Below are 14,857 nucleotides of genomic sequence, written 5' to 3'. Positions count from 1 at the left end.
CTTCTGGAGAAGAATCCGTTGCGTTGGAGGCCCTTGCCAGCGCGCTTGGCAGGGACATGGACCATGGCCCGGTATGATCCATCCTCGACGAGATCCGAGCGGTCACGTCAGCCACGCGGATGTGGTGGAATTGGTAGACACGCACGTTTGAGGGGCGTGTGGCTTCGGCCTTGCGAGTTCAAGTCTCGCCATCCGCACTTTTATCTTCATGATCTGATCGGATCCAGGTCGGTTCCGAGCCTGGGTTCCACCCAAGCTTTCCATGAGGGTTGATGCCTGTTGAACAGCCTTCTGGCATTGGTCAGGAGTTCCCGCCCAACCTATCCATCGTGTTCGTTTCGAACGGCCCGGGGGAGCTGGCGACCTGGGTTCGTCCTCTAGCGGAACAGTTGCACCGCACACTTCAGCTGCGTCCACGCGCTCCTCAGTCGCTGATCAGTCTGCGGTTGGTGCTTGTGCCCTGTCCGAATGCGACAGGTGAGGAGGCTGAGGCCGCTGCCCGCTGGGGCCAGTTTGATCGCATTACGCCCGCTCGTGGCTTCTGGCCCTTGCTGTTGAATCCCCGCCGGGAAGGCCCCTGGGCGGCTCAGGGAGTGGTGGTGTTTCTCGGTGGTGATCAGTTCTGGAGTGTGTTGCTGTCTGCTCGGCTTGGCTATCGCCACATCACCTACGCCGAGTGGGTGGCGCGATGGCCTCGCTGGAACGACCGCCTGGCGGCGATGGCGCCGGCAGTGCGTGAACAGTTGCCGCGTCGGTTCCGTTCCCGCTGCACGGTGGTTGGTGATCTGATGGCGGATCTTTCAAGCCATGCCCGGGACCAGTCCCCCCTGCCGCAGGGAGATTGGGTGGCGTTGTTGCCAGGATCTAAGCCCGCCAAGCTTTCAGTGGGAATGCCGTTTCTTCTGGATGTCGCTGATCGTCTGGTGCCGTTGCACCCTGGCTGCCGCTTCTTGATGCCCGTCGCGCCCACGACCTCGTTGGCTGCTCTGCAGCGCTTCGCCGGCGCGCGCAATCCGATCGCAAGCTTCTATGGCTCGGGGATTGCATCCATCGAGCCGGCCAGCGATGGATCGCCTTGGCGACGGCTCATCACCATTGCGGGAACGGAAATTCATCTCCAGGAGGAGCCCCCCGCCCATGGGCCCCTGAGTCAATGTTCGTTGGCTCTCACGACTGTTGGCGCCAATACTGCTGAGCTGGGGGCCCTAGGGGTGCCGATGATCGTGATCGTGCCCACCCAGCATCTTGGTGTGATGCAGGCTTGGGATGGCTGGATGGGACTGCTTGCCCGTCTGCCTGGACTGCGCTGGTGCATTGGCGCGCTTCTGAGTGCCTGGCGTCTGCGTCAACATGGTTTTTTGGCCTGGCCGAATATCTCTGCCGGTCGGGCCGTGGTGCCCGAACGGGTTGGCGCGATTCGACCGGAGGCGATCGCCGTGGAGGCGGCCGACTGGCTGTCGTCGCCTGAGCGGTTGCAGGGCCAACGGGATGATCTCCGCCTCCTACGGGGCCAGCCCGGTGCAGTGGCGGCTTTGGCGGAAGAGGTAAGGGCTCTGCTGCCAAAGGCTCTGTGTGACTAGCGTGAGGCTCGAATGAAACGCCGCTATGACCGCCAGTTCTGGCCTGCCCCTCGATGCTCAAGACAGGGTTCAGCGCAGCGAGGCGGAATGGAAGGCCGAGCTCACACCTGAACAGTTTCAGGTGGCGCGCAAAGGTGGCACCGAGCGCGCGTTCACTGGTGCCTATTGGGACAACAAGGCAACTGGGATGTACCACTGTGTTTGCTGCGGTGCTCCGCTATTCAGTTCCGACACCAAGTTCGATTCGGGCACTGGCTGGCCCAGTTTCTGGGATGGTGCCAGTCCTGCGGCCATCACCACCAAGACCGATGTCAGTCATGGGATGGTGCGGACCGAAATCAACTGCTCTCGTTGTGACGCCCATCTCGGCCACGTGTTTAGCGATGGCCCCACGCCGACGGGTCAGCGGTATTGCGTGAACAGTGCTTCGCTCCGATTTGAGCAGAAGGGCTGACCCGTCCTGCTCACAAGCATTCACCAGGGGTCGTCTAGGTCGTTGCGATTGGGTAAGGGCTCCCGGTCGCTCCGGCTTGCATAGGCCTCATCGGCTTCGAGTGGTTCCACATCCAGGGGATCTTCTGGCGGTTGGACCGCTCGACGGGCAGCAGGCCTAGGACGCGCTTCAAAGCGGTCAACCTCCATCCCAACTTCAGGATCAGGGTTCATCGCAACAGCATCATCCCAAGGTTGGGGATCAGCGGCGTAACGCTCAGGTGGCTCGTTTCGATCCCTTGGGAATCGCTCACGCTCAAACCGTTCATCGCCGTAGCTATCGGCGTTGTCATCAGGAGCTGCGTTGGAGGTATCGCGATAGCGATCCTGTCCATACCGTTCCTGATCGCTATAGGCCTGGCGACGGTCGTCGTCCTGGCTGTCATAAGAATCGCGGCGGCTGTATGCGTCCCGTTCAGGCAGGTCGTCCATATAGCGACGCTGGCTCTGCTGCTCGCTGCGTCGATCCTCCACTTCGACGTATTCCAGCTCCTCTTCAGGGGCGAAGCTGGCGCTTTCTGAGGCCTGCAGTTGTTTCTGCTGCTCTGCCGCCGGCTGTCCTGAGCTGAGCTGGTTCTCGACCGGCACCACATTGACCCGGTAGCGCTCTCGCTCCTGTTCTTCCCAGCTCGGTCCGCCAACGCCAAGTTTCTCTAAAACGCCGCTGTTGAGTTGCTTCAGTTTGTCTTCTGCGCCCTCGTAAACAATGATCCGATCAGGGCCGCTGCTGACGATTTCATCAACCGGGATTTCCCAGGTGCTGAGCACACCCTCGCCAAGGAGAGGCACGCCTAGGGCTCCCATCACCAACGTGCTGAGTTCGCCGGTTTCGATGTCGAACGAGAAGCCGAGCACCCGGCCGAGGACACTGCCGGATTCAGTGATGACTTGGCAGTTGATCACCCGGCTGTAGCGCTCAGGTGAGAACGTTTCGCTGAGCGAATCGATTGAATCCACCAGGATCACATCACCCACCTGGCGAATGCGCTCGAGGCGCATCCAGCGAGGCAGACCGGGGAGGAAGCGGGTGAGGGGGTTGTCGCGCAGGCCCAGGGCCACTACCTCACGACCATCGATATCAACGATCACTTCTCCGACCACGCCGAGGCGGCGGCCGGTGTCGCGGGTGATCACCTGGGTTCCCATTAGTTCGGAACGGAGCCACAGCCTGTCGCTGGGCACCGTTTCGAGAGGATCGTTAGGGGTTGGGGTCGAGGTCAAATTCAGGCCTCAGCCGTGGCAATTCGGACCATTTTGGCGTAGTGAGCTCGCATTGACTGTTTGTGTCAGAGGGTGCCTGTACTCCTGTCCTGGCAGGGTTGGCGGTCGGTGAGGTTCAGGCTGCGTCGGGAAGGCCCACCACCTGGGTGTGGGCGCCGCGGGCCTGGGTGACGCCGATGGTGCGTAGAGAGGCTCCAATCATTGGCCGGCGGTGACTGACCACCAGGAACTGGGCATCTTCGGCTTGGCGTGCGATCAGCGCGGCTAGACGCTCCACATTGACTCCATCAAGGAAGCTGTCGACTTCATCGAGCGCGTAGAAGGGCGAAGGCCGGAACCGCTGGAGAGCAAAGAGAAAGCTGAGGGCGGTCAGCGATTTTTCCCCTCCAGACATGGAGGCCAGCCGTCGCACTGATTTGCCTTTCGGATGCGCGACCAGAGTCAGCCCGCCCTCGAGGGGGTCAGAGGCGTTATCGAGCTGCAGATGGCCATCACCTTCGGAGAGGCTGGCGAAAATCTCACGGAAGTGACCATCCACCGCCTGGAAGGCCTCCATGAAGGCTTCTTGGCGCAGGGTGGCCACGGTCTCGATGCGAAGCAGCAATTCTTCCCGTTCCTGGCTGAGCACTTCCAGTCGTTCGCAGAGGTCGCCCAGGCGTGTCTCCAGCTCTTGCAGTTCCTCAAGGGCGAGCATGTTCACCGGTTCGAGTGCTTCCATGCGCTTCTGCAGCTCCTGCAGCGAGGCCTGAAGGGCTTCCAGCCCTCCGTCACGCACCTCCGCCGGGATCTCTGGGCGAGGGTCGGGCAGGGTCTGGCTCAGTTCTTGGAGGCGGATGCCGCCGCTGCGGATCTGTTCTGCAATGGTCTCCCGCTCTTCGCGTAGACGCTCCAGTTCCCAACGGGCTTGCTGCAGTTTCTGGCGCTGGTCGGCCACGATCGCTTCGGCCTCATCGCGTGCACGCCGTTGCTCTCCGAAGGCGGTTTGCAGCTCCTTTTGTTCGGTTTCCAGAGTGCTTTTACGGCTGGACAGCTGCTGCTGTTGCTCTCGCCACTCGCCATGGGCCTTGGTCAGTGCTTCCACTGCGTCCTTGAGGCGGGTTTCCTCTGCCTCCAGCGACTGTTGCTGATCGCCCAGGCGTTCCATGGCTAATTCGCGCTGGCGTTGCTCCTCCACCAGGGCGTCTTTGTTGTTCCGTGCTGACAGCAGGGTGGCGTCCGCTGCTTCCAGATCGCTCTGCAGTTGTTGCCAGGCTTCCATGTCACCTTCGGCCTGGGCATTGCGCTCTTGGCCGGTGAGCTGGTTGAGCTCGTCTTCTAGAGGGTTGAGAGCTGCACTCAGAGCCTCGAGGCGCTCGCGGCCGCTGTGTGCGCCGCTGCGCAGGCTGTCAAGACGCTCATTGCGCTGCCTGCAGCGTTCCATCAGCGGGCCATGGGCCCGACGGGCAGCGCTGCGTTCGGCGTCCAGACCGGCCTGGCGCTGTTCCAGTTGTCGCAGCCTCGGGCGTGCCGCTTCCAGCTGGTCGACGAGTCGCTGCTCTTCTCGCCGGCAGGCCAGGAGGGTTTCCCCCAACTCGAGCAGGCGACGACGTAATGGCTCGGCTTCATCGCTGTCTTGGCTGGTGCCAAAACTCAGGCCGCTGCTGCGCTGAGAGAAGCTGCCGCCTGTCATTGCACCACTCTTTTCCAGCAATTCCCCTTCCAGGGTCACGGCACGGTGACGGCCCAGCTGTTGACGGGCCGTGTGCAGATCACTGAACACCTGGGTGTCTCCGAAGACATAGGCGAACACATCGCCATAGATCGGCTCGAAGCGCACCAGGTCGACGGCGCGTCCGATCAGCCCACCAGAGGCGGCACCATCGGGGCGTCGGCCCCTTGCCATGGCTGCACCACCACCGCCACCGGCGGCGCGGATCTTGTTGAGCGGCAGAAAGGTGAGGCGGCCGGCACGGCGGCTTTTGAGCAGCTCGATCGCCCGGGCAGCGATCCGGTCGTCATCAACGACCACCTGGCCAAGCCTGGCCCCTGCGGCGACTTCCAGGGCAAGGCGGTGGAGCTCTTCGACTTCGCCGAGCTGGGCCACAGGTCCATGAATGCCATCAAGCCCGGCTTCCAGCAGCAGGCGAAGGGCGCCGGTGCCCCGGCTTTCCTGCAGGGCTTCGCGGCGACTTTCCAGCTTGGCGATGTCGCGTTCAAGGCGGCTCTGCTCCTGTTCAAGCCTTGAACGGGTGCGTTGCTGCACCGCTACGGACTCGACCAGTTGCTGGACCTCTGCCTTGCCATCCTCTAGCGATTGCAGCAGGGTCTGCCATTCCGCTTCCAGCTTGGTGAGGGCCGCTTGCACTTGCTGGTCTTCAGAGCCGTCTTGCTTCAGCTCCTCCTCAAGTTCATGCAGGCGTTCCTGGTCTTGTACAAGCCGAGCCTTGAGCTGTTGCTGCTCTTGCTGCAGGGGTGTGATCTGCGCCTGAAGGTCCAGCCGGCGGCTGCTGCGCTGACGTTGCTCTTCCATCCAGGTGCCGGAGCGGCCGGCTACATCCCCGAGGCGGCGGCGTGAGACCTCGACGGCCGCTTCGGCTTGATGGCAGGCTTGCTCCGCTGCTTTTAAGGCATCACTGTCTGCATTCGTCTGCAGTGACTGGGAGTTGTCCTGCAGGGCGCGACGACGATTTGTTAGGTCATGGCGTTGGCCTTGGAGTTTTTCTCCCTCCTGCTTGTGCTGCACCGACTGGCGCTCAAGCTCTCGGGCCTGGCTCTCCAGGCCCGCCAGTTCTGCTTGCACCGCCAGAAGTTTGTCTTCGCCTAGGTCTTTGACCTTCTCCTGCAGCTGTTGGAGATGGGCTGCGGCTTCGCACAGGGTGGTTTCGCCTGTTTTCAGGGCTTCGTGATCGCGCATCTCCTGGTCTCCCAGGGAGCGGTGACGCTCCTGCAGCTGCGCCAGGGCTTGTTTCGCGGCCTCATAGGCCAAGACCAGTTCTTGCTGGCGACCCTCCTGCATCTGGGTGCGTAGGGCTTGGTAGGTGCGTGCCTTGGCGCAGTCCTTCTCAAGGCGTTGGCGTGCGCTGTGCAGTTCCTGCTCCACGATCCGGCAGCGCTCCTGGCGCTCCTGCACATCATCGAGTTTGCGTCGTGTCTGCTCGATACGGGTGTCGAACAGGGCAACGCCCGCCAGTTCATCGATCAGGCCGCGGCGTTCGCGGTTGCTCATCGACACGATGCGGGTCACATCCCCCTGCATCACGACGTTGCTGCCTTCCGGGTCGATACGTAACCGTCTCAGCTGGGTTTGCAGCTGTTGGAGATTGCACGGTTCGCCGTCGGCTGTGTAGCTGCTGCTGTAGGAGCCGCCAGGCATCACCCGCAGTTTGCGGGTCACCGTCCATTCCTTCTGGTCCGCTTTGATCCAGGGGCCTTCCTCGGGGGTTTCCAGGCCTTCTTCAGCGGCGTCGGGTTGCCAGTCGCTGAGGTCGAAACGAACGCTCACCATCGTTTCGGCGGATTTGCCTGCTTTGAGGATGCCGCTATTCACCAGATCGGGTAGGCGATCCGCGCGCATGCCGCGGCTGGTGGCCAGGCCGAGGCAGAAAAGAACCCCATCAAGGATGTTGCTTTTCCCCGACCCATTCGGTCCGGTGACGACGGTGAAGCCGGTGTCCAGGGGGATGCTCATCGCCCCCCCGAAGGACTTGAAGTGCTTAAAGCCAACCTGATTGATATGAACCAACAGGATCAGGGGGCTTTCAGCGCTCTGAAATTAGCGGAGGTTCTGGAAACCTCAAGGGGGTTGGCTCAGGTGCAGCGGCTCAACCGGCAATGGCCGTTGCTAATCAGGAGTTGCACCGGGTCGGGTAGCCCTACTGCTGCCATGCCAGTGAGTTGAACGATGACCGCATCACCAGGAGTGCCCGGCAGGGCACCTTTGTAGACCCCCCCCACGAGGCGTCGGGCCCAGCCCCGCCCTCCGGAGACGGCGGCCGACTCGCGCTCCAGCCAGACCAGGCGGTGGGGAGGAAGGGGTGTGGCCTCAAGGTCGGGACCATCAAGTTGCGGCAGGTGGTTCAGCCGCCAGGATCGGCAGGATTCACCGTCCTCCATCAGTAGATCCAGGTGGCATCCCAGCGGATCATCTGGAGCGCCGGTGTGTTCGAGCACGACATACCGCTGCATGGGGGGTTTCACCTCATTGTCACTATCCCTAACCTGCAGCTGGCGAAACGGATGTCCATGGAGTCGGCGCCATCCCCTGCGGATGATCAGTTCAACCCGGGAGCTGCTGCCTCCGGTCCCCCGCTCCAGACGGCGGCTGATCAGTTCCGGGAGCACTTCGAGACGCTGTTGCCGGAGATCCAGCGACGCTGGCCAGAGGTGGCTGAGCACACCCTTGAGGCCACCCGCGGCAGCCTTGATGAGGTTGTGCGGGTGATCTCGGTGCAGTCGGGCCGTGCCGCCAATCTCGTGCATGCCCAGCTGGAGGATCTGCTCCAGTCGTTTGGGAAGGACGGCGATGGCTTCAGTGGCGCCCTAGAACCGCTGGAACAGCAGCTCGAGCAACTGCTGGATGACTTGAATCACAGCTTGCGCCCGAAGATCGAGCGTCCTGTGCGTCAGCGGCCCTTGCTCTCGCTTGCGATTGCCGCCGGTGTTGGCATGGTGATCGGATCATTGATTGCCGGCGGGAGGCGTTCCTGATGTCTGATCTCTCTGACGACCAGGCCCAGCGGCCTGAATCCTCTCGGCCGAGGGGACTCGGTGCTGCGGCGCGGGTGACGGCGCTGGCCTCCTCCGTGATGGATCTCCACGTCCGCATCGCTTTGCAGGAGGTGGACCGGGAAAAGCGTCGCCTGATCAGTGGTGGTGTGTTCCTGGCGATGGGCGGCACGTTGATGCTGCTGGCCTTGGTCGCCGTTGAAGCGGCCTTGATGGTGTGGATGCAGGAGGCCTGGGGTTTGGGTGTGACGCGCAGCCTGCTTGCCTTAGCGATTGGCAATGTGGTGCTGGCTGGCATCAGCCTGAGGCTGGGAGGCCAATTGGCCAAGGGGCCTTATCTGCCTCAGACCTTGGAAGGGATTAGTCGCACCACCAAGGCGGTGCTGGGACGCTGAGATTCGCAGCACCGCAGCATCAGCGCACCTGGTAATGAAGCCAGCGACAATCGATCCCTCCGTTGCTGATCGGGATGCGGCGTGAGGCCTTCATGCGCAGGGCTCCAGTGATGCCGGGATTGCCGCTCAGCACCCAGACATCCCAGCCGGATGCTTGGGCTTTCAGCGTTGTTCCTAGATCGCTGTAAAGACTCTCCAGGTCCTCGCCATCGCCGACCCGTAGGCCATAGGGAGGGTTGCAGACCACCACCCCTGGGCCTGGCGGCAGCGAGAAGTTGCGGAAATCACCGGTTTGAATCGAAATGCAATCGTCCAGCCCTGCTGCAGCGATGTTGCTGCGGGCTTGGTCTGCAATGGTCGCGTCCTGCTCACAGCCGATGATCGGGGCCAGTGGCCGTTGCTTTTGGCTCCGATGTTTGGCTCTCTCGAGTTCGTCCTGCCATAGCTCGTTATCGAAATCCGCCCAGCCTTCAAGGCTGAACTGCCGTTGCAAGCCAGGGCAGTGGTTGTGCGCGAGGCTTGCCGCTTCGATCAGCAGCGTGCCTGAGCCGCAGAGGGGATCCACAAGGGGAGTGGTGCCGTCCCAGTTTGTGAGCCGGATAAGGCCGGCGGCGAGGTTCTCTTTGAGAGGGGCTGCGCCCATCGCAGCGCGGTAGCCACGGCGGTGGAGGCTGCCACCGCAACCATCCAGGCTGAGCACAGCGCCTCCGCGCCCGAGATGCAGATGCAGGTGCAAGTCAGGCTCTTCGAGATCGACGGACGAGCGCTCGCCCCAGAGATCCCGCTGTCGATCGACGATTGCGTTCTTGACTTGAAGGGCGTTGTAGTGGCTGTGGTTGAGGCCTTGGGCGGTGCCGGTGGCATCCACGCGGAAGGTCATTGAGGGATGCAGCCAGCGCTCCCAATCCACGGCATCCTGCACACCGTGATAGAGGGAATCCCTGCCGTCACAGGGGAAGCTTGCCAGCTCTCGCAGCAGCCGAAACGGTAGGCGGCACTGCAGATGCAAGCGGTATAGACAGGCTTTGTCGGCCTCAAAGGCAGCGGCACGCCGAAGCGGTTGCACCGCTTTGGCGCCCAGCGCGATCAGTTCTTGGGTGCCGGCTTCCTCAAGACCCTGGGGCAACACAGCAATGCCGCGATGCATGGCTTTGTGCTGTCGGTTCTCCCTCCCCAATCCTGTGTGCTCCTAGTGACCACTGCTGCCAGAATGGCAAGGTCCGGCTTCGGCCGGACTAGGTGATCCACACCGGTGTTTCGGACAGCGGTTCGATTCCGCTCAGCTCCATTCTCATTTCCTGGGGCTGCAATGGTTTCGACGGGGCATAAGGAGGGTGACTGAAGCCTGCTCGGTAAGAGCAAACCCGTAACAGCGAACAACATCGTTCGTTTCTCCCGTCAAGCAGCCCCTGTTGCTGCCTGACCCTTAGGGGAGATGGGGTGAGGTCAGCCTTATCACCCAAGTGACCCATGGGGGCTGGAAGGCCCCCTCAAACATTCCGGGACAAGCGATCTCAGAGATTCGCTTTAGGGCCTAAAAACACGTTGGGCCTAAAAATGGGCCTACGAGACGCTATGGGTAGCGTCCGGTAGTGGACAGACGAAGAGGAGAGTTCTAGATTTTTGTCGCTGGCTTCCGCTGCTTTGCACCGGTTGCCCTAAGTCGCAGGTCTTGGGTTCGCCCCTCGCGCGAGGCATCTGTTCACTCCCTTCGCAATGCCGAAAAAGCAGAAGCCCCGCGCACAATCACTACGCGTGAATGGTCAGACCATTCGCGTGAGCCCTACGTCAGGTCTTGATGTCTCGATCATCAAATTGATGGTCGATCACCAAGCTGCGCAGGCTGAACGTATTGGCGAGGAATATCACCTTCGCGGTGGTTACCCCGTCCATCTCGCGCACAACACGGCGCTCTCTGCTGCTCTCAAGGCGAAGGGGTTAATCCACTAAGCCCCGTGTTCGAAAGAGATTGGGTGTCCTCCGCCGCAATGGCGAAGATTCTTGGCATCCACCCACAGACGCTGCGAAAGCTCCGGCGTTCTCAGATCGGCCCGTTCAAAGAAGGCCGCGACTATCGCTGGATAGGTCTAAGCACCATCAGCACTCTTCAGTGGTATGTCACGAGCGCGAGCCAGGCGTTCACTGATTTCCGTCGGATGCCTGCGGAGGCGGTTGAGACCTACAGCCGTGCCCCCGGCGAGAGGGCATGGTCATGAGTAATCAGGCAGACGAAAGAACGGCTTTTCACACGTTGCTTGATATGGGGTTGTTGCCTCCTGATGCGTTCCTTTCGCCTTCAAAAATGAATGAGTGCTTCTATTCCAAGACTCTTCAACAGGCGCGCCAATCATCCTCGGAACATTTGTCTGATGGAGGGTGTCAGGGGGATGTTCAAAAAGTCCCCATTCAGTCCGCTAAGGAGGTTCTGGAGACGCGAGAGGCTACGGATTGGATTGTTGATGAGTTCATCCCCCGTGGTCGGCTGTCCGTGCTTGCTGGCGCCTCTGGATCAGGAAAAAGCTCGCTTCTCTATGGGTTGGCGGAAGCCGTCTCCAACGGTTCGGAGTTCATGGGGCAGCTCAAAACAACGAAAGGCAAGGTGTGTTTCATCCAGTCCGACGAAAGCCCAGAAAACGCAGCCGACAAACTCAAGGTGATGGGGGCTCTTGGGGGGTTTCACCTCATCACCGACTGGACTGTTTTTAACGAGAAGAAGCTCGCAGCTCTCCAGAGGCAACAGCGCTACGACCTGATCATTTTGGACAGCATCACGTCGCTCTTGGGCGCTGGCAGACCAGATGGTCCGAAAATGAATGAGGCGGAGTTTGGGTTTGATCTCTACTCACTGAACAAATGGGCTTCTGAAAACGGCGTTGCCGTGGTGATGAGTGCTCACCTCAGGAAGCAGAGCAAAGACTCAACAACCAACGCCATCACTATTGACTCCATTTTTGGCGCCGGCAGTCAGGTCTGGGCTTCCAGCGATGTCTGGGGGATCTGGAGGTTGGATAAGCAGCAGCCAGGCCAGGGAATTCAGATGCAGTTGAAGTGCCTCAAAGGGCGCACCTGTACAGACGGCACAGCGTGGAATTTGGAGGGAAGCGATGAGGACTACTCGTTTCTTCTGAAGGGGGTCGCGAATGAAGCAGGCATGACACCAACACAACGGAGTCAGTTTGCAGATCAAGCGCTGAAGTTGATGGAAGGGAGTGATCGCCTATGGAAGGTTGAGGACATTCGGCGAGAGCTCGGCTGCGCTGAGAGGCACGCCTATCGGGTTCTGAAGGGCTTGTATGTAGAAGACAAGATCTCCAGGCAGACTCTTCCCTCTACTGGTGGTCGCCCGAGATATGCATACGCAGAGAAGACTTTTTGTACTTCCCCCTTACACCCCCAGGCTGCATAAATGCACTACTTGGCAAATACTTGGGTCCTTGCTGCGTTTGTTCTGTAGGTGATTTCGAACCACGTTGATTCCTTAGCGTCAGGCGCGACAACGGTTAAGAGGACAAGTAGAAGGCTGTGCATTGACTGGTTGGATCGGCGGCGCAACGGCGAGTAGTGCCAAAAGCTCTACGACTGCGATCAGACCTTGCCGCTTCATCGCCAGTACCAATGGGGTGAAACCACACTCACCCCCTTACAGGGGCTTCCGACAAGAGCCTTACGGCCGGCGGGGCTTAGCCCAAAAAAAAGCGGCCCGGAAAGGACGCCAGCTCAATTGCACTGTCACTGTTCCTCGCTTGGTGCTGAGTGTTTCAGCGACGCCTGTTCAGGTCTTGCTGTTCATGCTCAGGCCCACGTTGTAGACGTTGGGTGATTCAGCTGGGGCAGATGTTCCTCACGGGAGCTCAATCAGCCCAAGGACACTGCTTGGCGTACTTGGGGATCACTACGGCATGTCCGCTGGCAACCATCTCCCGCTGCACGTTCAGCCTGGTGATGTGAGGGCCAGCCAAGAACAGCTCACCCACCGTGCGGCCATAGCGGTCTTTTGTGATGCGACGGATCTCCACCTGTTTGCCCACCACCATGCGGCGTAGGTGACCCCGTGCAGCTTTGGCTGCTACTGGGTCGGCCCTTGGACCTGTGAGCTCTGGCGTGCCGATGCAGGCCAACCTGATCTTTTCGCCAGCTGCTGTGGTGCAGGTATCGCCATCCCAGCAGCTCTTGATCGTGACGCTGGGGTAAGCCCACGCAGGGGCTGCCAAGAGCAGCAGGGAAAGCAGGCTTTGCTGCATCAGCAGCTCTAATGCTTGTTTCTGTCTCATCAAAGTAAAGTCAGACCCGTTTCAATACGGAGCGCATGAAGCCGGAAGCCATCACTGAGCCTCGTTTCCCGAAGAGCCCAGAGCCTCAGGTCCTTCGTAAGACATACACAGACCTTCGTAAGACGGCGATCAGCATCAATAGGAGCCGTGGTCAGATCCGTGCAGACCGCGATAGGCAGCTGGCAATCGTGGTGGAGCAGCAGGAGAAGCTGCGTGAATTTGCTGAGCAGTCCGGCCTGCTCCTGCGTCAGAAGGCAGAGCTGAACAAGATCATCAACCATTACGCCGAATCTCTGGAGACAGTTGAGAAAGCTGGCGAGGAGCTGGAAGTCGCTATGGCTGACTTCAAAGGTGGATTGTCGAGTTGGCACAAGCTGTTTGCTGCTCTGTCCCGATTCGTCTCCTTCCTGCGCACGTCTAGGGACGCCGCTCGCACAGCACCCAAGGTGATCAGCGGTGGGTCTAGCCAGTGATCTAAGAGCAGCAGTAGCTGCGGTCAACGAGACCGATCAAAAACTCGCGCGGCTTGTTGGTCAGCACATTGAAGACAGTGCTGCTGGCCTGGCCGAGCTTCGCTCTGCAATAGAAGCCAAGAAGCTTGCGCCTGCCAATTTCCAGTCGCTTCCTCCTGCTTCAGCAGAGGAGTTGGACAGCCTGAAGGTTTCAGAACTTAAGGCCATTGGCACGCGTATGAACCTCGCTGGTCGAAGCAAGCCCAAGCGGAAAGCAGATCTGATTCGGTTTCTCGTTGAGAACAAGGCGCCGATGGCACCTTCTTATGAGCAGTTGTTGGCCTTTTGGGTGGAGCACCGGTAGGGAGATGGGCAAGCGCTTGTTGCTTTGAGCAGAGAACTCCGCTGGATCCCATCCATCTGCCTCTGAAGCCACAGCAGGGAAGAGGGTTTTTGATCACATCCTTGGCGGTGCTGCGTACCCGGCGAGGACTGCGTTGCATGGCATCGGGCCAGGATCCCTCCGGCCAGCGCGGCACACGGCGGCCGACGCGGTCACCGAGTTGAAGCAGGGATCGACGCAGCCGGCTGGCCACAGCTTTGAAGCAACAGCATCAATGTTCTGGCTCCAACTCAATGCTGTTGTGCCAAATGACACGAAGGTGGTCGTTGTTGGAACGCTGATGGCTTCTTTCGCTCATCTTTTCAAAGGCCACCGAAGGCGCTGTCGAGACCATCAATCACTGATGCAAAGAACGGCAAATCGAGGGTGTCGATCGTGTCGCTCATCTGGTGGTAGTTCGGGTTTCGCAGAAACGAGGTGTCGGTCACCATCAGTGCGTTGTAGCCGCGATCCCAAAAGGGGCTGTGATCGCTAAGACGTACATCCGGCACGTACCGCCCAGCGCGGGGCACGGGTAATGCCTTGGTGCTGACGTGCTTCCCCATCGCATGGGTGAGCTGAGTGAGCATCAGACCTGCACTGGCGTTCGCCACCAAGGCGATGAAGTCGCCGCGATCGCCATACAACTTGCGCATGGCGGGATGGGGATACTCCTGGTTGTCTGCGGTGAACGCCAGCATTTCCAGGCTCACCATCAGTTTGAGCCTCTGGCCCTCGGTTTTGAGATGGTCGGCCAGGGCTGCACTCCCCAGCATTCCCCATTCCTCTTGATCAAACGCCACGAGCCACACCGGCCGTTTCGGGGGATTGCTCGACCATCGCCTGGCTAGCTCCAGGAGAGCGGCCATGCCGCTGGCGTTGTCGTCGGCACCGATGGAATGCAGTGGCCCGTCGTAGTGGGCACCAACGAGAAGGGGCCTTCGATTGGGGTTTCGGCCTGGGAGCTTGAGAATGAAGTTGAAACCTTCATCAATCCCGCTGGAGAAGTGGTGCTCCTCCAGCTCTCCCAGCGCAGAGAGTTGTTCGCGCACATAACTGCGTACCGCCATCAATCCCATCGGATCCCAGCGCGCGTGGCGGGGAATGGCTAGGGCCTCAAGGTTTTGAAGACATCTTGGTGACAGTGTTGCCATGCCGTCAGTCTGCGATCGGATTCTGCTTTTGCCTGGGAGCCGGTAGCTCTCCTTCGCGCACTCGCCTCAGTACCTCTCGAGCGATAGCAAGGTTGATCGAATCGGTCGCAACCCCGCCTCAGGGCCAGCCCCTCTCCTTTTCCCACATCATTTCCTGCTTGCAAGTTGCTTGCAAGTTGCTGTGCCACTTTCCCCTGCCTTTCCAA

The 14,857-nt window shown here is 60.3% G+C and carries 14 protein-coding genes and 1 tRNA gene; 9 read left to right on the top strand and 6 right to left on the bottom strand.

Translation table 11 applies throughout. From position 1 onward, the window contains the following. Nucleotides 1-115: 115 nt before the first annotated feature. The 3 genes from SIB72_RS02055 (at nucleotide 116) to msrB (ending at nucleotide 2,034) form a co-directional block, all read left to right on the top strand. Nucleotides 116-197, top strand: a tRNA-Leu gene (locus tag SIB72_RS02055). Nucleotides 198-272: 75 nt separating this feature from the next. Then, nucleotides 273-1,580, top strand: a complete 1,308-nt coding sequence (locus SIB72_RS02050; protein ID WP_413744438.1) for a glycosyl transferase — start codon at nucleotides 273-275, stop codon at nucleotides 1,578-1,580. Nucleotides 1,581-1,605: 25 nt separating this feature from the next. Then, nucleotides 1,606-2,034 carry a peptide-methionine (R)-S-oxide reductase MsrB gene (gene msrB, locus SIB72_RS02045; protein WP_115118441.1) on the top strand — a complete coding sequence of 143 codons (429 nt, stop codon included), beginning with the start codon at nucleotides 1,606-1,608 and terminating at the stop codon, nucleotides 2,032-2,034. Between the two features lie 20 nt (nucleotides 2,035-2,054). Here msrB and SIB72_RS02040 read toward each other — a convergent pair whose 3' ends face one another. The 3 genes from SIB72_RS02040 to SIB72_RS02030 all read right to left on the bottom strand — a co-directional run bounded on the left by SIB72_RS02040 (nucleotide 2,055) and on the right by SIB72_RS02030 (nucleotide 7,457). Continuing rightward, nucleotides 2,055-3,293, bottom strand: coding sequence for a PRC-barrel domain-containing protein (locus SIB72_RS02040; protein WP_115118443.1), 1,239 nt, complete (start codon nucleotides 3,291-3,293; stop codon nucleotides 2,055-2,057). Nucleotides 3,294-3,408: 115 nt separating this feature from the next. Next, the gene (gene smc / locus SIB72_RS02035) at nucleotides 3,409-6,960 is read right to left on the bottom strand and encodes a chromosome segregation protein SMC (protein WP_413744437.1); all 3,552 of its coding nucleotides are present in this window, start codon (nucleotides 6,958-6,960) and stop codon (nucleotides 3,409-3,411) included. Nucleotides 6,961-7,079: 119 nt separating this feature from the next. Beyond that, entirely contained in the window at nucleotides 7,080-7,457 is a 378-nt protein-coding gene (locus SIB72_RS02030) for a hypothetical protein (RefSeq protein ID WP_413744436.1), read from the bottom strand. A 57-nt stretch (nucleotides 7,458-7,514) separates the two neighbouring features. On the opposite strand from SIB72_RS02030, the gene SIB72_RS02025 reads away from it, so the two are divergent. Continuing rightward, entirely contained in the window at nucleotides 7,515-7,979 is a 465-nt protein-coding gene (locus SIB72_RS02025; protein ID WP_413745159.1) for a hypothetical protein, read from the top strand. After that, complete coding sequence (locus SIB72_RS02020; RefSeq protein WP_115118449.1) at nucleotides 7,979-8,392, top strand: phage holin family protein; 414 nt, start codon at nucleotides 7,979-7,981, stop codon at nucleotides 8,390-8,392. Before SIB72_RS02025 ends, SIB72_RS02020 begins: the two co-directional genes overlap by 1 nt. 19 nt (nucleotides 8,393-8,411) lie before the next feature. On the opposite strand, the gene SIB72_RS02015 is transcribed toward SIB72_RS02020, so the two are convergent. Further along, complete coding sequence (locus SIB72_RS02015; protein WP_115118451.1) at nucleotides 8,412-9,539, bottom strand: THUMP domain-containing class I SAM-dependent RNA methyltransferase; 1,128 nt, start codon at nucleotides 9,537-9,539, stop codon at nucleotides 8,412-8,414. Between the two features lie 569 nt (nucleotides 9,540-10,108). On the opposite strand from SIB72_RS02015, the gene SIB72_RS02010 reads away from it, so the two are divergent. The 3 genes from SIB72_RS02010 to SIB72_RS02000 all read left to right on the top strand — a co-directional run bounded on the left by SIB72_RS02010 (nucleotide 10,109) and on the right by SIB72_RS02000 (nucleotide 11,798). Then, entirely contained in the window at nucleotides 10,109-10,342 is a 234-nt protein-coding gene (locus tag SIB72_RS02010; RefSeq protein ID WP_413744435.1) for a hypothetical protein, read from the top strand. 38 nt (nucleotides 10,343-10,380) lie between these two features. Then, entirely contained in the window at nucleotides 10,381-10,608 is a 228-nt protein-coding gene (locus tag SIB72_RS02005; RefSeq protein ID WP_413744434.1) for a hypothetical protein, read from the top strand. Nucleotides 10,609-10,754: 146 nt separating this feature from the next. Further along, the gene (locus tag SIB72_RS02000) at nucleotides 10,755-11,798 is read left to right on the top strand and encodes an AAA family ATPase (RefSeq protein WP_413744433.1); all 1,044 of its coding nucleotides are present in this window, start codon (nucleotides 10,755-10,757) and stop codon (nucleotides 11,796-11,798) included. Nucleotides 11,799-12,243: 445 nt separating this feature from the next. On the opposite strand, the gene SIB72_RS01995 is transcribed toward SIB72_RS02000, so the two are convergent. After that, nucleotides 12,244-12,633: a thermonuclease family protein gene (locus SIB72_RS01995; protein WP_413744432.1), complete on the bottom strand. Its 390-nt coding sequence runs from the start codon at nucleotides 12,631-12,633 to the stop codon at nucleotides 12,244-12,246. Between the two features lie 65 nt (nucleotides 12,634-12,698). Between SIB72_RS01995 and SIB72_RS01990 the strand changes: the two genes are divergently transcribed. Continuing rightward, entirely contained in the window at nucleotides 12,699-13,136 is a 438-nt protein-coding gene (locus SIB72_RS01990) for a hypothetical protein (RefSeq protein ID WP_413744431.1), read from the top strand. Between the two features lie 684 nt (nucleotides 13,137-13,820). Here the strand turns inward: SIB72_RS01990 and SIB72_RS01985 are convergent. Beyond that, complete coding sequence (locus tag SIB72_RS01985) at nucleotides 13,821-14,651, bottom strand: M20/M25/M40 family metallo-hydrolase (RefSeq protein ID WP_413744430.1); 831 nt, start codon at nucleotides 14,649-14,651, stop codon at nucleotides 13,821-13,823. Nucleotides 14,652-14,857 lie beyond the last annotated feature (206 nt).

Origin of the sequence: Synechococcus sp. MIT S9451 (genome assembly GCF_047304725.1) — a bacterium.
In the GTDB taxonomy this organism is placed as follows: Bacteria; Cyanobacteriota; Cyanobacteriia; order PCC-6307; family Cyanobiaceae; genus Synechococcus_C.
Note: the sequence above shows the minus strand (reverse complement) of the source record. Positions and strands in the feature narration are given on the sequence as shown.